Below are 20,222 nucleotides of genomic sequence, written 5' to 3' on the forward strand. Positions count from 1 at the left end.
GGCGGAACGAACGAGAACAGAAAGTGCAGGGGGAAACGATGGCGCAAGTGCGTGCGAAGCTGTGTGTATTGCTCGTGGGCGCAGTGACTGCACTGAGCGCGAATTCCGCTTTAGCAGTGACATTGCCTGAGGATGCGGACGCCGTCTGCAAGGGCTTGGTCGGCAGCACTGACGCCGTGAAGATCGATTCGGCAACGTTGCTGGTGCCGTCGCAGCTTGCCGTCGCCGAGCGCGGCCCGACTCCGTCGGGGCGCGTCACGCCCGCCAATCCCGGCTTCTGCAGGGTGCTCGGCCATATCGATCCCACCGATCCCAAGGCGCCGCCGATCAGATTTCAGGTCAATCTTCCCGTCGAATGGAACGGCCGTTCGCTGCAATATGGCGGGGGCGGATTCAACGGCGTGCTGATCACGGGCCTGACGCTACCGCCGGCCTATCCCTTCGACAAGCCGTCGCCGCTCGCGCGCGGCTTCGTCACCTACGGCACCGATTCCGGTCATGAGTCCAAGCCGGGCGAGCCGCCGCAGCTGTTCGCGCTCAACGACGAAGCCTTCGAGAATTTCGCCCATCGCGCCTACAAGAAGGTGCGCGATGCCGCCGTCGCGCTGATGCAGCGCGCCTACGGCAAGAGACCTGAGAAGATGTACTTCATGGGTTCGTCCGAAGGCGGCCGCGAAGGCCTCACTATGGCACAGCGCTATCCTGATGATTTCGACGGTATCTTTGCCCGCGTGCCCGTCATCAATTGGGTCGGCCTGCAGCATGCCGGCACGCGCTCGGGGCTCGTGACCATGGGCGATGGCTGGATCAATCCGGCGCAGGTGAAGCTCGTGGGCGATGCCGTGCGGGCGGCTTGCGACAAGGCCGACGGCTCCGATGACGCGCTGGTGCAGGATCCCGTTTCCTGCAAGGCAGCGTTCAAGGCGGAGACGCTGCGTTGCGCCAGCGGCAAGACCGGCGATCAGTGCCTCACCGACGCACAAATTAAGGCGATCGAGACCCTGCATGCGACCTACAAATTCCCGTTCGCGCTCGCCAACGGCCTCGACGATTATCCGGGCTGGGGCGTGTCGGGCGAGGACACGCCGGCGGTTGGCCCGACCGGCGGCTGGGTCGCGTGGTGGCTCGGCACGGCGCCCCCGGCGCAGCCGCCCGCGCCCAATAACGGCATCGCCTGGATCTACGGTGCCGGCGGCATCCAATATGTCTTCGCGCGCGATCCCAAGCTCGACGTGACGACGTATAAGCCCGAACAGCACAAGGCGCGGCTGCTCGAGGTCTCCAGCCTGATGGATTCCACCGACCCCGATCTCAGCCGCTTCCGCGCTCGCGGCGGCCGGCTGATCATGCTCGAGCACATGGCGGACTACGCGCAGAGCCCCTATGCCGGCATCCGCTATTTCGAGAGCGTCGAACGCAAGCTCGGCAAGGCCGAGACGGCTGAATTCGCGCGGCTCTACACCGCGCCCGGGGTCGACCATGTCGGCTCCGGCGCGCCGGCCAATGTCGACATGCTGAGCGTGCTGGTCGACTGGGTCGAAAAGGGCAAGGCGCCCGGCGATCTGGAAGTTACCGAGCAGAAGGTCGAAGCGCCGTCGTTTGCGACGCTTCGCGCGCTGCCGCTGTGCCGCTGGCCGGCGTGGCCGCACTACAAGAGCGGCCCGCTGACAGAGGCGTCGAGCTTCACCTGCGCGCCGTAACAGGCGCACCACGTCGGAGGAAGCGTCACCCGGTGGCCATGGCCTGCGCGCCGCCGAGCAGCTGCGCGTTGAGCCGGCCGCCGGAGAACAGCATGTCGTCAAGGGCTTCGTCGATATCGGCGGAGATCACGGTGTTGCCGCCGTCACGTGCGATGCTTCCTTGCGCCAGCCGCCGCATCAGCTCCTTGATGAAGGCGCAACTGGTGCCCTCGCTGCGTCGGGCAGCCTCCGCGATCACCGCCCCCTCGAGTGGCAATCCCTTGCCGTAGAGCCGGACCAGCTTGCCGCGGCCGGTCTCGTCGGGCAGCGGCACTTCGATGGCTTGATCGATGCGGCCGGGGCGCCCCGCGAGAGCTCCTTCGAGGTCCTCCGGCCGGTTGGTGGTCAGGACGAACAGGATGTCGGCATCTTCCTTCAGCCCGTCCATCTCGTTGAGCAGCTTGTTCAGCATGGATTCCTCACACGGCCCCATGTCATCGCGGTCGCGGGCGATGAGATCGACATCCTCGATCACCACCATCGACGGCTGAAGCAGCCGTGCCAGGCTCATATAGGCGCCGAGCAGACCGATCTGCTCGGCCGTGATGATCAGCGTCGTATGCCCGGGCAAATGCGTTGCGAGATAGCGGATCGTGTGGGTCTTGCCGGTGCCCGGCGGCCCGTACAGCAAGATGCCTTTGCGTGTCGATTGACCCAGCCGGCGCAATTGGTCTCGGGTGTTGACGAAGGTCAGAACGTTGCGATCGAGCAGCCGCAGGGTCTGCTCCGGCAGAATCACCTCGTCGCGCGCGACCTGCGGCAAGCGATGCACCGTGATGCCGCGCGAGCGACCGCGATAGTCGGAGTCGGCATCGAGCGACAGGATCTTGCCGCGATAGGTCCGCGCAGCCTGTACGGCTTCTTCCAATTCGCTGAAGCATTGCTGGACCAGAGCCGCGCCCGCCGAACCTGAAGGCACCAGGATCTCGATCCGAATTCCGGGCTCGCGACTGTATTCGCGGTGTGCGCAGAGCAAAACCGCGTAGCGGAGATGATCCTGCTCACACAGCCATAGTCCGTTATCCAGACACTTGACCGGGCTCTTCTCGCCGACATCGACGTCGGAATATTGTAGCGGGGCAATCGCGATCGCATAGCGGCCCTCCTTGAGCAGTCGTGGAATCGACAGCGTTTCGTAGCGCTGCTCCTCGTTCAGTCCCACCAGCCGGATGGCCTTGCCGAAGAGCCGGTCGACCGCGGCTTGAAGATCGACCCGCATGTGGCCGGGAAATTGGCGGATCGTGGTCACGAGTTTGCTGCGCGCGGTGCTGGCAAGGTGCCAATCGAGAACGTCGTAAGCAAAGTCGAAATCTTCCTCTTGTTGGTTCGAGGGTTCATCCGCCGCACGCATGCAGTCGCTGCACAGCCAGACCGTTCGGTCGCCGATACGAACGTCGGTCTGTCCCTCAGGCTTGCCACAGAGTTCGCAAGGAGTCTTGACCGCCTCTAGCGTGACCTGCAGTTGGTGGCCGGCCAGGCCGATGGATTGTTGCGCAGATTTGAAAAGGGCTTCGGCAACCGATTGCGGGTAAGGTCCGCAAACCGCTTTTTCCTTCTGCTCGATCTGGGTGATGAGCGCGGTCGCTTCACGGTCTGATTTGCCGAAAACCTGCCGAAGCAGATCCATCACGAATTGGTCCGGCGTATCATCGTCATTATGAATTACGAGCTGGGTCGGCTGGTTCTCGCCACGCATACTGTTCATCACGAAAGGTCTCCGGGACAATCTATGATTGAATAGAACGAATAGGGAACATAAAAAGGAACGGCCGTCAAGCGGGACGGACGCGATAAATTGCGATCGACGGGCAGGGTCATCGGCCTCGCCGCCGTCCTTTGACAATCTGATCCGCTTCAATTATCTATTTCGTATGCGAAATAAAAAAGCCGGCGCGGGGCATCATCGGCTGATCTACCTGTTGAGCGTGGCCCAACGGCGCGTGCAGCGCTGGATGGCGGCGCAGCCTTCGAGCGAGGTCACGCCGGCGCAAGCGGGCCTGCTGTTCATCCTCGGCAAGCAGGACGGCGTCCTGATGGGCGAGGCCGGCGCGGCGCTCGACATGGGGCCGGCCGGCATCTCGGGGCTGGTCGACCGTACGGCGGCGGCTAAACTGGTCGAGCGGCGCGCGGATCACGAGGATGGTCGCGCCTGGCGCGTCTGGCTGACGCCGAAGGGGCGAACGGCGCTGGCGCAGGCGAAGGCCAGCGCAGGAAAGGTCAATGCGGCATTGACGGAAGGATTTACCGGCGCGGAGATCGACATCGTCGCGCGCTGGCTGACGAGCATTCAGGATAAATTCCCAAGAGGAGCGAACGAATGACTGACCAAGTCCGGATCGAGAACAACGGCGGAATTCTCACGCTCACGCTGGCGCGCCCCGACAAGAAGAACGCGCTGACGGATGCGATGTACGGCAAGCTCGCCGATGCCATCGAATCCGCCGGGTCCGATGCGTCGGCCCGCGTGATCCTGATCCGCGGCGAGGGCGACATGTTCACCGCCGGCAACGACGTCGGCGAATTCGCCGCGGTCGCAGCGGGCAAGTCGGAAGGAAGCCGCAACGTCGTGCGCTTCATCCAGTCGCTGGCGCGCTGCACCCGGCCCTTGGTTGCGGCGGTGCAGGGCCGCGCCGTCGGCGTCGGCACCACGATGCTGCTGCATTGCGACCTCGTCGTGCTCGCCGACAACGCGCAATTGTCGACGCCCTTCGTCAGCCTTGCGCTGGTGCCGGAAGCTGCCTCCAGCCTGCTGATGCCGGCGCGCATCGGCCACGCGCGGGCCTACGAGATGTTCGCGCTGGGCGAGACGGTGCCGGCCAAGTCCGCCCTGGAGTGGGGGCTCGCCAACCGCGTGGTGCCGCTCGACAAGCTCGATGCCGAAGCGCTTGCGCTGGCGCAGCGTCTTGCCCGTCAGCCGGCCGGCGCGCTCACCGCCACCAAGAAACTGATGCGCAACGGCGAGGCGCTGGTCGCGCAGATGAATGCCGAAGGCGAGCAGTTCGGACTGCGCCTGCGCACCGCCGAGGCGCGCGAGGCCTTCACGGCGTTCGCGGAGCGCCGCCCGCCGGATTTCACCAAGGTTGCGTGAGATCCGGGGCTGCAGGAAGGTTTGCCGGGCCGGGAAACTCACGGCAATTCGATTAAAACCTTAACGGAACATTGGCATGTCGCGGGCAAGGTGGCGCTCGAAAGAATAGGCCCCCGACCCAGGCCCCCGACACCATGGCAATGTTTAAGAAATCGGTAAGTTCGCTTCTCCTGACCTTGATGGCCCTGCTGGCCGCGGGTGCGCTGGCCTCCACGGCGATCCAGATGGTCGGGGCGTTCGGCCGCTATAGCGACAGCCTCGAGACCGCGCGGCTTGCCGCCGCCGACAAGGCGATCTTCCATGGCGTGCTGGCGCTGCGCAACAATCGCGGCGATGCGCAGAGCGCGATCCTCGGCGAGGACGACCCGCGGGCAAAACTCGAGGCGGCGGAGAAGGCCGAGCAGGGCGGCTATGACGCGATCGGCGCAGCGCTCGCCACCGTCGATTTCGCCCGCCGCGACGAACTCGCTGGCACATTGAAGCAGGGCTGGAGCGCCGCCTCGCCGCAATTCCAGCTGTTCTACGACGAAGCCAAGCGCCCGCGCGCGGAGCGCAAGATCGAGCGGACCAATTCCTGGTACGATGCCGTCACCAAGGTGATCGAAACGGCCAACCTCGCGTCCACCGCGGTGTCGAACCGTGCCTGGATGAACGACCCCTTCATCGCCCGCATGATCCAGGTCCGGCGCTTCGCCTGGCAGGTGCGCGATCGCTATGGAATCCATTGTTCGTCCCTTCGCTCCAACGTCAACGGCAGCAAGCCGCTCGACGACGCTCAGAAGCGGTCAGTGGCGCAATGGGATGGCACCATCACCTCCGGCTGGGCGGGCATGTCCGAGTTGCTGGCTGCGCCGGACGTGGCGGCGGAGCTCGTGACGGCGGCAACGGACGCGAAGGCCAAGACCGACGGTGCCCTCAAGCAGATCGGCGACCTCACCAAGAATTTCGACGGCAGCGGCAAGCCCGCGATGCCCGCCTCGGAATGGAATACGCTGTGTCAGGCACCTTTCGCGTCCATTGTCGCGGTGGCGAACAAGGCGCTCGACCAGTCGATCGCGCGGGCGGAGACCGTGCAGGCCAAGGCGCTCACCAATCTCGTCGTGCAGTCGCTCGCGTTCCTGCTCGCGCTGGCCGTGACCCTGGCCGGCGTGTACGTGGTCCGCAACCGCCTCATGCGCCCGGTGCGTGCCATTCTGGACGCCATCGCCAAGATCAGCGCCCGCGACTACGCGACGCCCGTTCCGCAATCCAGGTATCCCGACGAGTTCGGCACCATGGCGGCCGCACTCGAAAGCCTTCGCGAGAGCGCGGCGACCGCGGAACGCCTGGGCCAAGAGCGCGAATCGCAGCAGGCGCTCCAGCTCGCCCGCTCCGGTACCGTCGATGCAGCCTGCCGCAGTTTCGACGACACCGTGCAGGCCGTCATTCACAGCGTTGCGGCGTCGACGAAGGAGCTCGACGCCACCGCGACCGACGTCCGCTCACTGGTTTCGGAATCGAGCAGCCAGACCGCAGCGGTCTCCTCCTCCGCCGAGCAGGCCACCAATAATCTCGAGACCATCGCGGCCGCGACCGAAGAACTCTCGGCGTCCGTCGGCGAGATCTCCGCGCAGGTGCAGGCCAGCGCACGCGAGGCCCGTGAAGCCGTGTCGCAGGCAGCGCAGACCAATGCGACGGTCGAGATCCTCGATCAGACCGCTGGCCGCATTGGCGAGGTCGTGAAGATGATCAACGCCATCGCAGGACAGACCAATCTGCTGGCGTTGAACGCCACCATCGAAGCCGCGCGCGCGGGCGAGGCCGGCCGCGGCTTCGCCGTGGTCGCCGGCGAGGTCAAGAGCCTCGCCTCGCAGACGGCGACGGCGACGGAAGAGATCTCCCGCCAGGTCGCGGAGATCCAGGGCGCCACCGGCCAGGCCGTCAGTGCCATCCGCGCGATCGGCGGAGCGATCAGCGGCATCGACGAGAAGATGACGGCGATCGCGGCCGCGGTCGAACAGCAGCGCGCGGCCACCACCGAGATCTCCCGCAATTTCCAGCAGGCCGCGCAGGGAACCCGCGAGGTCACCGACACCATCGGCAGCGTCGCCAGGCTCAACCAGGAGACGGGCAATGCCGGTTCGGTGCTGTCGGTGTCCGTGTCGAAAATGTCCGCCGACGCCGATCGTCTCCGCGTGGCGGTCGAGGGCTTTTTGGGCGCGGTGAGGACCGCGTAGCTTCGACAATCTTCCGTCCCACCGTCGCGCGATCGGCATTGCCGCCGATGCACGCGGCGGGTACATCTGTGAGGCTGCGCGAGCGTCGCGGCAGATGTAAGAGATATCAGGGATGGAGAGTTCGATGCCGGTCACGCCCCAACACAAGGCCCAGCGCCCCTATCGCGGCGTGTTCCCGGTCGCACCCACCATCTTCGACGCGCGCGGCGAGCTCGACCTCGAGGGACAGCGCCGCTGCATCGATTTCATGATCGACGCAGGCTCGAACGGTCTGTGCATTCTCGCGAATTTTTCCGAGCAGTTCGTGCTCACCGATGCCGAGCGCAAGACCGTGATGCATGCGGTGCTGGAGCATGTCGCGGGCCGCGTTCCCGTGATCGTCACGACCACTCATTTCAGCTCCGCCGTCTGCGCCGCGCGCAGCCAGCAGGCCGAGGCGGCCGGTGCCGCCATGGTCATGGTCATGCCGCCCTATCACGGCGCAACCTTCCGCGTGCCCGAGAAAGGCGTGGTCGAGTTCTTCAAGGTGCTGTCGGCCGCGATCAAACTTCCGATCATGATCCAGGATGCGCCTGTCGCCGGCACCCCGCTGTCGGTCGAACTGCTCGCGCGGCTGGCGCGCGACTTCGCCAACATCCGCTATTTCAAGATCGAGGTGCCGGGCGCGGCTGCAAAGCTGCGCAGCCTGATCGAGGCGGGCGGCAGTGATATCGAGGGTCCCTGGGACGGCGAGGAAGCGATCACGCTGCTCGCCGATCTCGATGCAGGCGCCACCGGCGCGATGACCGGCGGCGGCTATCCCGACGGCATCCGCCAGATCGTCGATCCCTATTTCGCCGGCAAGCGTGAGGAGGCGAAAGCCGCCTATGAACGCTGGCTGCCGCTGATCAATTACGAAAACCGCCAATGCGGCCTGATCGCCTGCAAGGCGATGATGCAGGCCGGCGGCGTGATCAAGTCGGACACGGTGCGGCATCCGTTGCAACCGCTGCATCCGGCGACGCGTGCAGGGCTGCTGGAGCTCGCCAAGGAGCGCGATGCGCTGGCGCTGCGGTGGGGGAAGTAACCCCTCCGTCGTCCCGGCGAAGGCCGGGACCCATAACCGCGAAATAGAGTTTGACGACGACTCGGAGTTACCAGCCCGCCCCATAACCCCTCCCTGGGGTTATGGGTCCCGGCCTTCGCCGGGACGACATTGAATATGACGCGCGAGCGTTCGCCTATCTCGCCAGCATCGACTCGCCGACAATGCGAAACCGTGCGTTGACCTCGTCCTGCCTGAACAGCGCGATGCGATCGATTGCCAGCCTGTCGAGACGGAGCGTCGCGAACTTGGTCCGCAGCATCTCCAGAATCGGCCCGCGACGCTCAGCGTCCAGCCGCCCCGTCAGCGTCATGTGGAAGCGGAATTCCTCCATCACGTACGGGTAGCCCCAGCGATCGAGATAGACGCGCTGCCGCTCGCTGAGCTTCTCGGGCCTGCGACGCGCGCGATCTTCCGCCGTCAGGGCGGTGCGAAAGCCGTCGAACGCGCGGACGCAATCGGCGGCGAGCTCCTGGAGCGCATCGACCGGCTCGGCCGGAATGACCGCGATGAAGCCGCTGATGGCATCGACGACCGGGCGGATCACCGGGATCGTCCGCGCCTCGCCGGCGAAGGCCGCGCAGGCCGCCAAGAGCTCCGCCTCTGTCCTGCCAGGCGCGAGCGCCATCGGCGCCTTCAGTGTGCCGTGAAAACCGTATTTGCGGGGATCGGCGGTGATGTCGCGCCAGTCCGGCGCGAGACGCGCTGCCTCGGCGGGAAAGGGTAGCTCGTTGCCGGTATAGGCATCGTAGCCGAGCAACTCCGCGCCGAAGCGGGAGAGGGCGCTGTCGCTGCCTGCAGCAAAATAGATCGCGTAACGGGGGAAACTTGTCATCGTCCGAGCATAGCGGGTTTATGCCGCGACGACAGCTTCGCGCGGGGTAGCTGCCATGCCAAGCAACCGCGTCGCGTCGGTGAGATGCACGAGCTTGCCGCCCGATATCACGGCGATCAGCCGCGGCCGCAGCGGCACGTTGTCGTCGACCAGCAGAATGTCCGCGCGCCGGCCTTCCGCGAGCACGCCGCGATCGGCAAGACCGGTCGCGCGCGCGGGCGCGGCGGAGACCAGGTTCCAGGCCTGCGTCAGCGGCAGCACGCCATCGGCGGCGAGGCGGAACGCAGCGAGCAGCTGCGCGGGATAGTAGTAGTCCGAGGCCAGCACCGAGCAGAGCCCCTTGGCGATCATGTCGGATGCCTTGGTCCAGCCGGTGTGGCTGCCGCCGCGCACGACGTTCGGCGCGCCGTAGACGATGGCGTCACCATGGCTTGCCGCCGCCCGCGCCGTCTCCTCGTTGATCGGAAACTCTGCGATCGCCACGCCCATGGCGCGAAAGCCCTCGCGCATCACCGGCGTCGCATCGTCGTGCGAGAGCATCCGCACGTCGGCGGCGCGGGCCGTCGCGGCCAGCCGCGACACCGAAGCCGGCACTTCACCGGCGCGGGAGAGCACACGCCCGACCAGCCGGTCGAAATCTTCGCTCGACAGGCCGGTGCGCTTGCGGGGCTTGGCCATGTCCCCCACCGTGCCGTCCATGTGGTCGTTGAAGGCGAACAGGTCGACGCGGCCCTCAGCGAGCCACTGGCTGATCTCGGTTTCGGCATCGAGATTGTAGGTCTCGTGGCGCAGATGAAAGCGGGTGTCGGCCGCGAATTGCGGGCGCAGCCGTTCGATCGCCTCCATCAGGCCGCGCGCATTGTCGGCGCTGCGCAGGCCCGGCTCCCACGAACAGGTCGTGGCGTGAAACACAGTCGTGATGCCGTTGCTGATGGCCTGGCGGTCGCTATCGGCGAGCGCCACGTCGATCGGAAAATCGACTCCGGCGCGCGGCATCATCTGCCGCTCAAAGGCATCGCCATGCAGATCGACGATGCCCGGCAGGACCAGCAGGTTGCGCGCGTCGATCGCAAGCCGCGTCCGGCCGCGAGACGCATCGATCTCTGCGATGTCCGTTCCGGACAGGGCAAGAGAAGTTTCGACGAGCTCGGAGCCGATCAGGGTCCGGCCGCCCTCAAGGAAAATGTCTGTCACGCGACCGCGCTTGATTTGCTGCCATGAGGACTGTTGAGAGAACTTCCTCGTGCTTCATACGTCGAGAGAAAATCTTCAATCCCGAGCTTGCGGAAATCGGGCAATGCTGCACGCAATTTGTCGTGATCCCAATCCCACCAGGCGAGGCTGGCGAGCCGTCCGGCGACGTCTTCCGAGAACCGCCGCCGCACGATGCGCGCCGGATTGCCGGCGACGATGGTGTAGGCCGGCACGTCCTTGGTGACGATGGCGCCGGCCGCGATCACCGCGCCGGTGCCGATGTTGCGACCCGGCAGCACGATGGCGCCATGGCCGATCCAGACGTCATGGCCGATATGGACGTGATGCTGGCGCCGCCAGTCGAAGAATTCCGTGTCGTCGCTCTCGCCTTCGAAGTAGGCGCTCGAGCGATAGGTGAAGTGCGCCTGCGTGGCGCGGTGCATCGGGTGATTGCCCGGATTGATCCGTGTCATCGCCGCGATCGAGCAGAATTTTCCGATCGTGGTGTAGGTGATCTGGGCGTCGTTCACGACATAGGAGTAATCGCCCATCGTCACCTCGTGCAGCATCGTGCGGGCGCCGACCTCCGTGTAGGCCCCAAGCCTGGTGTCGTGCAGCTTCGCCGAGGGATCGATGGTCGGCTGGACCGAAAGAGTCTTGGCGGCCATGTTGCATCCGAACGAGAGGGCGGGCGTTTCTCTTCGAGTGGCTTGATGACAATGTCATGACGACACGATGACAGGGGATGAACTGGGGATGACGTGTGTAGGATCGCCGCACCGCAACGTCCGTGTCACACAAGTGTCAAGCGCCGGCGTTAGCGGTGGGTCCCAGCTACTCTGGAGCCCTGCATGCTGGTGGTTGATGGTCTGACGTGTCGCTTCGGCGTGAAAGCCGCGGTGGACGATGCCTCGTTTCAAGTCTCTCCCGGCGGCTTCGTCGGCGTGATCGGACGGTCCGGAGCCGGCAAGTCGACCCTGCTGCGGACCATCAACCGTCTCGCGACCCCTTCGCAGGGCCGCATCCTGTTCGACGGCCTCGACGTCACCGCGCTGCGCGGCAAGGAGCTGCGGCAGTGGCGGGCGCGCTCGGCGATGATCTTTCAGCAGTTCAATCTGGTCGGCCGGCTCGATGTTCTCACCAACGTTCTGATGGGACGGCTCGCGACGATGCCGGCCTGGCGCTCGTTGTCGCAGACCTGGCCCGAGCAGGACAAGGCGCTGGCGATGTCCGCGCTCGAACAGTTCGATATCGCCCCGCTCGCAGCCCAGCGCGCCGATCAGCTCTCCGGCGGCCAGCAGCAGCGCGTCGCGATCGCCCGCGCGCTGGTGCAGCAGCCCGACATCATCCTCGCCGACGAGCCGATCGCCTCGCTCGATCCCCGCAACACCAAGATCGTGATGGATGCGCTTTTGCGCATCAACAAGCATTTCGGCATCACCGTGCTCTGCAATCTGCATTCGCTCGACCTGGCGCGCAGCTATTGCGACCGCCTGATCGGTATGGCGCAGGGGCGCGTGGTGTTCGACGGCGCGCCGGCCGAGTTGACCGAGCACGTTGCGCGCGAGCTCTACGATCTCGAAGCCGCCGATGTCATGGGCGGCACGCCTGCACCGGTGCGACAAGGCATTCCGGCGCTTGGAACGGCGGCCGCCGCCTGAGCGGCGCCGCATCAGGACTCACCAGTTTTGCGTCAACCGACCTCAACCAATGAAGAGGCTATCATGATTACTCGCAGATTGATTCTTGCCGGCGCCGCCGCGCTCGCGTTCACGGCTTCAGCTTCCGCCGAGGACTGGAAAGCCAAATATCCCGAACTGACCTTCGCGGTCATTCCGGCGGAAAACGCCTCGGGCGTCACCGAGCGCTGGGCGCCGTTCATGAACTATCTCTCCAAGGAATTGGGCGTGAAGGTCACGCTGCGCATCGCCAACGACTACGCGGCCGTGATCGAAGGCCAGCGTGCCGGCAACATTCATATCGCGAGCTATGGTTCGGCCTCGTTCGCCCGCGCCCGCCTGACCGGCGTCAAGACCGACGCCTTCGCCAACGACATCAACTCCGACGGCTCCACCGGTTACTACTCCGTGTTCTTCGTCAAGGCGAACAGCGCCTACAAGAGCATCGACCAGCTCAAGGGCAAGAACCTCGGCCTAGTCGACCCGAACTCCACCTCCGGCAACAACGTGCCGCGCTTCGAGCTCGACAAGATGGGCATCACGGATGCCGACTCCTATTTCAGCAAGGTCGTCTTCACCGGCAGCCATGAGAACGCAATCCTGGCGCTGGCGCAGGGCACGGTCGACGTCGCCGCCAACCAGTGGACCAGCGACGACGATTCAACCCTGGCGCAGATGCTGACCAAGGGCATGCTGAAGAATGCCGACGGCTCGGCGATGAAGAAGGACGATTTCCGCATCATCCACAAGTCGGCGCCGATCATCAACGGCCCCTACGCGTACAATTCCGATCTGCCGGAAGAGGCCAAGGCCGCGATCGCGAAGGCGTTCTTCGACGCGCCGGCCAAGGACAAGGCTGCGTTCGATCGCCTCCAGGACGGCCAGAAGAAGGGTTTTCATCCCGCGACCACCAAGGATTGGGATGGCACGATCGAGCTGATCAAGTTCGTCGATGCGCTGCGTAAGAAGAAGGCGTCCTGAGTTTCGGGACGATGCCACTGGAGCCGGGTCGATGGACCCGGCTCTTTCTCTTTGATCGACCACCTTTCCTGATCAGATGACCGTCGCGGTTTCGATCCTCCCCGAGCAGCAGCTCGCCGTGCTCAACGCCGCCTATCGCCAGGCGGTCGCGCGCAAGCGGCTCCGACTCCTGTTTGGAGCCGTGGTGTTCGCCGCTGCACTGCTCCTCGCCGCCATCGGCGCCGAAGTGAATCTGCGCACGCTGTTCACCCATTACGGCAACTTCATCAGCTATTTCGACCGCATCCTCACACTCGACAGCGGACAGCGGGTCTGGACCGATGCCGGCGAGTGGCTCTGGGGCTGGCGCAAATGGCTGAAGATGCTGGGCGAGACCCTGCTGATCTCCTATGTCGGCACGCTGATTGGCGCGACTTTTGCATTCTGCCTGAACTTCCTCGCGGCTGAAAACACCTCGCCCGCGCCCTGGCTGCGCTTCGTGGTGCGGCGTCTGCTCGAATTCGCCCGCACGGTGCCCGGCATCGTGTTTGCGCTGATCTTCGTGATCGCCTTCGGACTCGGACCGATGGCGGGCGTGCTGGCCATTGCGATTCACTCCACCGGCGCGCTCGGAAAGCTGTTCTCCGAGATCGTCGAGAACGCCGACATGAAGCCGGTCGAAGGCGTCCGCTCGACCGGCGCGAGCTGGCTCTCCTGCATGCGCTTCGCCATCCTGCCGCAGGTCACCGCAGGTTATGCCAGCTACGCGCTGCTGCGTTTCGAGATCAACGTTCGCGAGGCCTCCGTGATGGGCTTCGTCGGGGCCGGCGGCATCGGCCAGGAGCTCGTCGTCGCCATCCGCAAGTTCTATTACTCCGACGTCAGCGCGATCCTGCTCACCATCATCGTCACGGTCTTCATCATCGACATCAGCACCGGCTGGCTGCGCGGCCGTCTGTTCGGCAAGGAGGCGCGGACGTGACGGGGCCGCAGGAGATCGACACCGCCGCGCTTCGCACGCGCTACCCTGATGTGTTCGACCGGCCGGCCTCGGCGCGGCTCGCCATGCCGGCGATGATCGTCGCGGCGCTCGCGATCCTGATTTATGGCCTGGTCGATCTCGATTTCTCGCCCTCGCGGTTCGTCGCCGGCCTCAGCCAGCTCGGCTGGATCAGCCTGATGATGATCCCGCCGGATCCCGGCTCGTCGCTGCCGATCTATCTGAAGGCGCTGGGCGAGACGCTGTCGATCGCGCTACTTGGCACGACGCTGGCTGCACTGTTCGCGCTGCCGGTCAGTCTTCTTGCCGCGCGTAACGTCGTGCCGTCGAAGCTCCTGCGCTTTCCGATCCGCCGCTTTCTGGATTCGATCCGCGGCGTCGACACGCTGATCTGGGCGCTGGTGTGGATCAACGTGGTCGGGCTTGGCCCGTTTGCCGGCGTGCTCGCCATTGCCGTGTCCGATTTCGGCGCGTTTGGAAAACTGTTCTCGGAGGCGATCGAGGGCGCCGACCAGAAGCAAGTCGAAGGCATCCGCGCCTCCGGCGGCAGTGCGCTGCACGAGATTCGCTTCGGCCTGCTGCCGCAGGTCCTGCCCGTGATCGCCGGGCAGGTGCTCTATTTCATCGAGTCGAATACGCGCTCGGCCACCATCATCGGCATCGTCGGCGCCGGCGGCATCGGCCTCCAGCTTGCCGAGCAGATCCGCGTGCTGGAATGGCAGAAGGTATCGTTCCTGATCCTGATGATCCTGGTCGCGGTCGCCGCGATCGATTTCGTCTCGGGAAAACTCCGCTTCGCCATCATCGGCCGAAGGGCAGTGGCGTAGGTCTTCGCCTCTCCCCGCTTGCGGGAGAGCCCGACGCGCGCAGCGCGGCGGGTGAGGGGGACTCTCCGCGAGTCCGTCTCTTACGGTGATTGTGGAGGCAGCCCCTCACCCCAACCCTCTCCCCGCAAGAACGGGGCGAGGGAGAACAAGCAGCCCACCCTACGACTCCACCAGAAATTCCACCCGCTCTGCGGCAAATCGCGAATGCTTGGTGACCAGCGGCTTGCCGTCGAGGTCGTGGTCGGTGGCATCGACCACCAGGATCGGCCGTCCCAGCGCCAGATCGAGCCGTGCGGCGTCGGTGGCGTCGACGATGCCGGCGGTGATCCGGGTCGCGCCGCGGCGATAGTCGCGGACGCCGTAATGCTCGAGCAGTTTCGTCATCGAGCGGGTCGCGGCAAAGACGTCGCCCGCGCCCGGGAACAGCTGCGCCGACAGCCACGTCGTGGAGACGCAGATCGGCGTGCGGTCGGCGAGGCGCATCGCCTCGATCCGGACCAATGGTGCGCCGGCCTTGAGACCGAGCTCCCGCGCGAGTTCGCGGGTCGCGACATCATCGGACGCTTCGATCAAGCGGCCATGCGGTTCGCGGCCGTCCGCGCCGACGATCTCGGAGAAACGGGTCCGCGAGCGCAGTGGATAAGCGAGCTTCTGCGCCTCGACATAGGTTCCGCTGCCGCGTTCGGCCCGCACGATGCCGCGCTCGGCAAGCGCGGCCAGCGCGCGTCGTACGGTATGGCGGTTCACGCGATAGGTTTCGGCGATCTCCACCTCGCCCGGCAGCTTGTCGCCCGCCGCAAAGCGGCCGTCGGCGATGCCGCGCTCGATGCCGTCGGCAACGAGGCGCCACAACGCGACGCCGGAAGAGGCTGTGTCCTGCATGCTCATGTGGCCGGGAAGCTACTCCAGAAATCACGCCTTTGTCACGAAACAGTCATGGCGCTCCGGTATCAAGTTGTCTAGTATCATAGACAACTTGGATTCGGCAAGTTCTGCAGAAAGTTTCGGTGGATGTGGTGACCCAGCACAACAATCAGCAAGCCCAGCGCAAGGCCGCAATGGCCGTGCTGGCGCACGCGGAGGCGGGCGAGATCGCCGCTCGCCTCCGCGCACTCGCTTTGCCGGCGCATCAGGATCTGCGCGCGCCGGAAAACGGCCTCGTCATGCTGCGCGGCCGGGTCGGCGGCGACGGCGCGCCGTTCAATCTCGGCGAAGCGACGGTGTCGCGCGCCGCGGTGCGGCTTGCGAGCGGCGAGGTCGGTTTCGGTTACACGCTTGGTCGCGACGGCGAGAAGGCGCGGCTGATCGCGCTGTGCGATGCGCTGGTGCAGTCCAGCGATTTCGGCGCCGCGGTGGAGCGGGACATTATCGCACCGTTGCGTGAGCAGCTGATGATCAAGCGCAAACAGGTGGCGGCCGAGACCGCCGCGACGAAGGTTGATTTCTACACCATGGTGCGCGGTGAAGGGTGAGATCATGACCACGATTGCGGAACTGCCGCCGGGGTTCGCCGACAAGGTGCTGTCGGCGCAATCGACCTTTCGTTCGGTGATGGACGCGATGGCGCGGCCGGGATCGGTCCAGCGCATCGTGCCGACATCAGGCGCGCCTCACACGATGATGCGCGGCACGGCCGCGATCGCGCTGACGCTGTTCGACCACGACACACCGCTCTGGCTCGATGCGCGCATGTCGGAAAGCGCCGAAGTGACAAAATGGTTGAAATTCCACACCGGCGCGCCGGTGGTGCAGGATTCTTCCATCGCAAGCTTCGCCCTGATCAGCGACGGCGGAGCGCTGCCTTCGCTCGAGCGCTTCGCGCTCGGCACCAGCGAATATCCGGATCGGTCCACCACATTGATCCTTCAAGTCGAGAGCCTGGACGGAGGACGCGGCTTCGAGCTGCGCGGTCCCGGCATCGACGGTGTCGCGACGCTCAAGGCCTCGATCAAGCCGTTCGACCTGTTCAATCGCCTGCGCGTCAACGAAACGCTGTTTCCGCGCGGCATCGATGTGGTGCTGGTCGCCGATGACGCCGTGGTTGCGATCCCGCGCACCACGCGTGTCGTGAGCAAGGGAAGCTAGCTATGTATGTCGCAGTCAAGGGCGGCGAACGCGCCATCGAGAACGCCCATCGCCTGCTCGCCAGTGCGCGGCGCGGCGACCAAAGCGTGCCGGAAATCACGCTCGATCAAATCTCCGAGCAGCTCGGCCTCGCCGTGGACCGCGTCATGAGCGAAGGATCGCTCTATGACCGCGAGCTCGCGGCGCTGGCCATCAAGCAGGCGCGCGGCGATCTGATCGAGGCGATCTTTCTGGTCCGCGCCTTCCGCGCCACGCTGCCGCGCTTCGGCGCGAGCGAGCCGGTCGAGACCGGCGCGATGCGGGTGCGGCGGCGGGTGTCCTCGACCTTCAAGGACATTCCCGGCGGCCAGATTCTCGGCCCGACCTTCGACTATACCCACCGCCTGCTCGATCCCTCCCTCGCCGAAGGCTTTGTGCCGGAAGCGCCAGCGACGGCCGAAGCCTCCACGGTGCCAACGCCGCGCGTGACCGATATCCTCGGCCGCGACGGCCTGATCGAGCTCTCGCCGCAAGCGGAAGAGGGCGCGAGCGTCGGCGATCTCACCCGCGAGCCGCTGAATTTTCCGGCGGACCGCGATCTGCGTCTGCAGAACCTCGCGCGTGGTGACGAAGGTTTTCTGCTGGCGATGGGCTATTCCACCCAGCGCGGCTATGGCCGCAACCATCCGTTCGCCGGCGAAATCCGCTTCGGCGAGATCGAGGTCGAATTTTCGGCCGAAGACGTCGGCTTCGCCGTGCCGCTCGGCTCGATCGAACTCACCGAGTGTCAGATGGTCAACCAGTTCAAGGGCTCCGCGACCGAAGCGCCGTGCTTCACGCGCGGTTATGGTCTCGCCTTCGGCCAGAGCGAGCGCAAGACCATGTCGATGGCGCTGGTCGACCGCGCGTTGCGTGCGCGCGAGCTCGGCGAAGAGGCACTCGCCCCTGCGCAAGACGAAGAATTCGTGATGTCGCATTCGGACAACGTCCAGGCGACCGGCTTCGTCGAGCATCTGAAGCTGCCGCACTATGTCGACTTCCAGTCCGAGCTCGGCTTGTTGCGCAAGCTGCGCAAGGAATTCGCTGACGCCAATGCGCCCGACGCCATGAAGGAGGCCGCGGAATGAACGCGCCCGCCTACAATTTCGCCTATCTCGACGAACAGACCAAACGGATGATCCGCCGCGCGATCCTCAAGGCGATCGCGATCCCCGGCTATCAGGTGCCGTTCGCCAGCCGCGAGATGCCGATGCCCTATGGTTGGGGCACCGGCGGCGTCCAGGTCACCGCCGCGATCCTCGGGCCCGAGGACGTGCTGAAGGTGATCGACCAGGGCTCCGACGACACCACCAACGCGATCTCGATCCGCAAATTCTTTGCCAAGACCGCCGGCGTCGCCACGACGACCGCGACTGAAGATGCGACCGTGATCCAGACCCGTCACCGCATTCCCGAGACGTCGCTGCACGAAAATCAGGTGCTGGTCTATCAGGTGCCGATCCCCGAGCCGCTGCGCTTCCTCGAGCCGCGCGAGACCGAGACGCGGCGCATGCACGCACTCGCCGAATACGGGCTGATGCATGTGAAGCTGTACGAGGACATCGCCCGCTTCGGCCACATCGCGACGGCTTACGCCTATCCGGTGAAGGTCAATGCGCGCTATGTGATGGACCCGTCACCGACGCCGAAATTCGACAATCCCAAGATGGACAATTGCCCGGCGCTGCAATTGTTCGGCGCCGGCCGCGAGAAGCGGATCTATGCGATCCCGCCCTATACGCAAGTCGTGTCGCTCGACTTCGAGGACCACCCCTTCGAGCCCTATCGCTTCAACGCGCCTTGCGCGCTATGCGCCGCGGAAAATTCCTATCTCGACGAAATCGTCACCGACGACAAGGGCGGTCGCATGTTCGTCTGCTCCGACACCGATTATTGCGAGGGACGCCAGGCCGCCGGCCATCACGGCAGCCTCAGCGCCGCGCCGTACAAGGACAAGGCGCAGGAGGCATCGAATGGCTGATCAAGACATGATCGAGAACGACGAGCCGCTGTTGGTCGCAAAGTCCCTCAGCAAATCCTATGGCCGTATCGAGGCGTGCCGCGATGTGTCCTTTGCGCTCTATCCCGGAGAAGTGCTGGCAATCGTCGGCGAATCCGGCTCGGGCAAGTCGACGCTGCTGCAGCTGCTGTCGGGTCAGCTTGCGGCCAGCGGCGGCCAAGTGTCATATCGGATGCGCGACGGCGTCGCTCGCGATCTCGCCACGCTGGGCGAGGCCGAGCGGCGCTTCCTGTTTCGTACCGATTGGGGCTTCGTTCATCAGGATCCCGCCCAGGGGCTGCGCATGGCCGTCTCGGCCGGCGCCAATGTCGGCGAGCGGCTGATGGCGGTGGGGTGGAATCATTACGGCCGCATCCGCGATACCGCGTCGGACTGGCTGACCCGCGTCGAGATCGACATCGCACGCATCGACGATGCGCCGCGGACCTATTCCGGCGGCATGCGCCAGCGGCTCCAGATCGCCCGCAACCTCGTCACCGAGCCGCGACTGGTGTTCATGGACGAGCCGACCGGCGGCCTCGATGTTTCCGTTCAGGCCCGCCTGCTCGACCTCGTGCGCAGCCTCGTCGCCGAGCTGCATCTCGCGGTCATCATCGTCACCCACGATCTCGCGGTCGCGCGCCTGCTGTCGCACCGGGTGATGGTGATGAAGGGCGGCCGCGTCATCGAGACCGGCCTCACCGACCAGGTGCTCGACGATCCCCGCGAGCCCTACACCCAGCTCCTCGTCTCCTCGATTCTGCCGCCATGAGCCTTCCAGGAAGAGTTTTCCAATGACCGCCATGATCGACGTCGCCGACGCCAACAAGACCTTCACGATGCACCTGCAAGGTGGCATCGAATTGCCCGTCGTCAGCGGTGTGACCTTCCACGTCAACCCGGGCGAATGCGTCGTGCTGTCGGGGCCATCAGGCGCCGGAAAATCGTCGATCCTGAAGATGATCTTCGGCAATTATCGCTGCGACTCGGGCCGCATCGGCATTCGCCATCGCGGCGCGCTGGTTGATCTTGCCACTGCCGAGCCGCGGCAGGTCCTCAACATCCGCCGCGCGTCTATCGGCTATGTCAGCCAATTCCTGCGCGCGGTGCCGCGCGTGGCCACCGTCGACGTGGTCGCCGAGCCCCTGATCGTCAACGGCCTGGCGCGCGCGGAGGCACAAGCCCGTGCCGGCGAATTGCTGCATCGGCTCAACATCCCCGAGCGGCTCTGGCAGCTGCCGCCCGCGACCTTCTCCGGCGGCGAGCAGCAGCGCGTCAACATCGCGCGCGGCTTCATCTCGGATCTGCCGATCCTGCTGCTCGACGAGCCCACCGCCTCGCTGGACGCCGCCAACCGCGCCGTCGTGGTCGAGCTGGTCGCCGAAAAGAAGCGCCAGGGCGTCGCCATGGTGGCCATTGTCCATGACGACGAAATCCGTCATCAGATTGCCGACCGCATCGTCGATGTCACTAGCTTCGCCGCCGCGGCCTGAAGGAA

Annotated in this window: 20 protein-coding genes; 15 read left to right on the plus strand and 5 right to left on the minus strand. The window is 65.4% G+C overall.

Going from position 1 to position 20,222, the window contains the following annotated elements:
- Nucleotides 1–38 precede the first annotated feature (38 nt).
- Nucleotides 39–1,700: a tannase/feruloyl esterase family alpha/beta hydrolase gene (locus tag AC0L20_RS36430; protein ID WP_473295186.1), complete on the plus strand. Its 1,662-nt coding sequence runs from the start codon at nt 39–41 to the stop codon at nt 1,698–1,700.
- Nucleotides 1,701–1,725: 25 nt separating this feature from the next.
- Here the strand turns inward: AC0L20_RS36430 and AC0L20_RS36435 are convergent, their stop codons facing one another.
- The gene (locus AC0L20_RS36435) at nt 1,726–3,444 is read right to left on the minus strand and encodes an ATP-dependent Clp protease adaptor ClpS (RefSeq protein WP_473295212.1); all 1,719 of its coding nucleotides are present in this window, start codon (nt 3,442–3,444) and stop codon (nt 1,726–1,728) included.
- A 166-nt stretch (nt 3,445–3,610) separates the two neighbouring features.
- On the opposite strand from AC0L20_RS36435, the gene AC0L20_RS36440 reads away from it, so the two are divergent.
- The 4 genes from AC0L20_RS36440 (at nt 3,611) to AC0L20_RS36455 (ending at nt 8,109) form a co-directional block, all read left to right on the plus strand.
- On the plus strand, nt 3,611–4,060 hold the full coding sequence (locus AC0L20_RS36440) for a MarR family winged helix-turn-helix transcriptional regulator (protein ID WP_473295187.1): 450 nt from the start codon (nt 3,611–3,613) through the stop codon (nt 4,058–4,060).
- The gene (locus AC0L20_RS36445) at nt 4,057–4,827 is read left to right on the plus strand and encodes an enoyl-CoA hydratase (protein ID WP_473295188.1); all 771 of its coding nucleotides are present in this window, start codon (nt 4,057–4,059) and stop codon (nt 4,825–4,827) included. The genes AC0L20_RS36440 and AC0L20_RS36445 overlap by 4 nt, the downstream gene beginning before the upstream one ends.
- 134 nt (nt 4,828–4,961) lie before the next feature.
- Nucleotides 4,962–7,043, plus strand: a complete 2,082-nt coding sequence (locus AC0L20_RS36450) for a methyl-accepting chemotaxis protein (RefSeq protein ID WP_473295189.1) — start codon at nt 4,962–4,964, stop codon at nt 7,041–7,043.
- 124 nt (nt 7,044–7,167) lie between these two features.
- A complete protein-coding gene (locus tag AC0L20_RS36455) occupies nt 7,168–8,109 on the plus strand; it encodes a dihydrodipicolinate synthase family protein (protein WP_473295190.1) in 942 nt (313 codons plus the stop codon).
- Between the two features lie 154 nt (nt 8,110–8,263).
- Here the strand turns inward: AC0L20_RS36455 and AC0L20_RS36460 are convergent, their stop codons facing one another.
- The 3 genes from AC0L20_RS36460 to AC0L20_RS36470 are packed head-to-tail and all read right to left on the minus strand — an operon-like array spanning nt 8,264 to nt 10,824.
- Nucleotides 8,264–8,962 carry a DUF1045 domain-containing protein gene (locus AC0L20_RS36460; RefSeq protein ID WP_473295191.1) on the minus strand — a complete coding sequence of 233 codons (699 nt, stop codon included), beginning with the start codon at nt 8,960–8,962 and terminating at the stop codon, nt 8,264–8,266.
- An 18-nt stretch (nt 8,963–8,980) separates the two neighbouring features.
- Nucleotides 8,981–10,156 carry an alpha-D-ribose 1-methylphosphonate 5-triphosphate diphosphatase gene (locus tag AC0L20_RS36465; protein WP_473295192.1) on the minus strand — a complete coding sequence of 392 codons (1,176 nt, stop codon included), beginning with the start codon at nt 10,154–10,156 and terminating at the stop codon, nt 8,981–8,983.
- Nucleotides 10,153–10,824 (minus strand): transferase hexapeptide repeat family protein, encoded by a 672-nt coding sequence (locus tag AC0L20_RS36470; RefSeq protein WP_473295193.1) that lies wholly within the window; start codon nt 10,822–10,824, stop codon nt 10,153–10,155. The genes AC0L20_RS36465 and AC0L20_RS36470 overlap by 4 nt, the downstream gene beginning before the upstream one ends.
- A 183-nt stretch (nt 10,825–11,007) precedes the next feature.
- On the opposite strand from AC0L20_RS36470, the gene phnC reads away from it, so the two are divergent.
- From phnC to phnE (AC0L20_RS36490), 4 genes are all read left to right on the plus strand, one after another.
- Nucleotides 11,008–11,817, plus strand: coding sequence for a phosphonate ABC transporter ATP-binding protein (gene phnC, locus AC0L20_RS36475; RefSeq protein ID WP_473295194.1), 810 nt, complete (start codon nt 11,008–11,010; stop codon nt 11,815–11,817).
- A 63-nt stretch (nt 11,818–11,880) separates the two neighbouring features.
- A complete protein-coding gene (gene phnD, locus AC0L20_RS36480) occupies nt 11,881–12,816 on the plus strand; it encodes a phosphonate ABC transporter substrate-binding protein (protein ID WP_473295195.1) in 936 nt (311 codons plus the stop codon).
- Nucleotides 12,817–12,892: 76 nt separating this feature from the next.
- On the plus strand, nt 12,893–13,777 hold the full coding sequence (gene phnE, locus AC0L20_RS36485; RefSeq protein ID WP_473295196.1) for a phosphonate ABC transporter, permease protein PhnE: 885 nt from the start codon (nt 12,893–12,895) through the stop codon (nt 13,775–13,777).
- Nucleotides 13,774–14,622 (plus strand): phosphonate ABC transporter, permease protein PhnE, encoded by an 849-nt coding sequence (gene phnE / locus AC0L20_RS36490; RefSeq protein ID WP_473295197.1) that lies wholly within the window; start codon nt 13,774–13,776, stop codon nt 14,620–14,622. Before phnE (AC0L20_RS36485) ends, phnE (AC0L20_RS36490) begins: the two co-directional genes overlap by 4 nt.
- A gap of 159 nt (nt 14,623–14,781) precedes the next feature.
- Here phnE (AC0L20_RS36490) and phnF read toward each other — a convergent pair whose 3' ends face one another.
- A complete protein-coding gene (gene phnF / locus AC0L20_RS36495) occupies nt 14,782–15,510 on the minus strand; it encodes a phosphonate metabolism transcriptional regulator PhnF (RefSeq protein ID WP_473295198.1) in 729 nt (242 codons plus the stop codon).
- Nucleotides 15,511–15,629: 119 nt separating this feature from the next.
- On the opposite strand from phnF, the gene phnG reads away from it, so the two are divergent.
- The 6 genes from phnG to phnL are packed head-to-tail and all read left to right on the plus strand — an operon-like array spanning nt 15,630 to nt 20,217.
- Entirely contained in the window at nt 15,630–16,094 is a 465-nt protein-coding gene (gene phnG / locus AC0L20_RS36500; RefSeq protein WP_473295199.1) for a phosphonate C-P lyase system protein PhnG, read from the plus strand.
- Nucleotides 16,095–16,098: 4 nt separating this feature from the next.
- Nucleotides 16,099–16,707: a phosphonate C-P lyase system protein PhnH gene (gene phnH / locus AC0L20_RS36505; protein WP_473295200.1), complete on the plus strand. Its 609-nt coding sequence runs from the start codon at nt 16,099–16,101 to the stop codon at nt 16,705–16,707.
- A 2-nt stretch (nt 16,708–16,709) separates the two neighbouring features.
- Nucleotides 16,710–17,813, plus strand: a complete 1,104-nt coding sequence (locus AC0L20_RS36510; RefSeq protein ID WP_473295201.1) for a carbon-phosphorus lyase complex subunit — start codon at nt 16,710–16,712, stop codon at nt 17,811–17,813.
- Nucleotides 17,810–18,706 (plus strand): alpha-D-ribose 1-methylphosphonate 5-phosphate C-P-lyase PhnJ, encoded by an 897-nt coding sequence (locus AC0L20_RS36515; protein WP_473295202.1) that lies wholly within the window; start codon nt 17,810–17,812, stop codon nt 18,704–18,706. The genes AC0L20_RS36510 and AC0L20_RS36515 overlap by 4 nt, the downstream gene beginning before the upstream one ends.
- The gene (phnK, locus tag AC0L20_RS36520) at nt 18,699–19,496 is read left to right on the plus strand and encodes a phosphonate C-P lyase system protein PhnK (RefSeq protein ID WP_473295203.1); all 798 of its coding nucleotides are present in this window, start codon (nt 18,699–18,701) and stop codon (nt 19,494–19,496) included. Before AC0L20_RS36515 ends, phnK begins: the two co-directional genes overlap by 8 nt.
- 22 nt (nt 19,497–19,518) lie before the next feature.
- Complete coding sequence (gene phnL, locus AC0L20_RS36525) at nt 19,519–20,217, plus strand: phosphonate C-P lyase system protein PhnL (RefSeq protein ID WP_473295204.1); 699 nt, start codon at nt 19,519–19,521, stop codon at nt 20,215–20,217.
- The last annotated feature ends 5 nt before the right edge of the window (nt 20,218–20,222 follow it).

The sequence above is a fragment of the Bradyrhizobium sp. Kon58 genome (assembly GCF_055807455.1).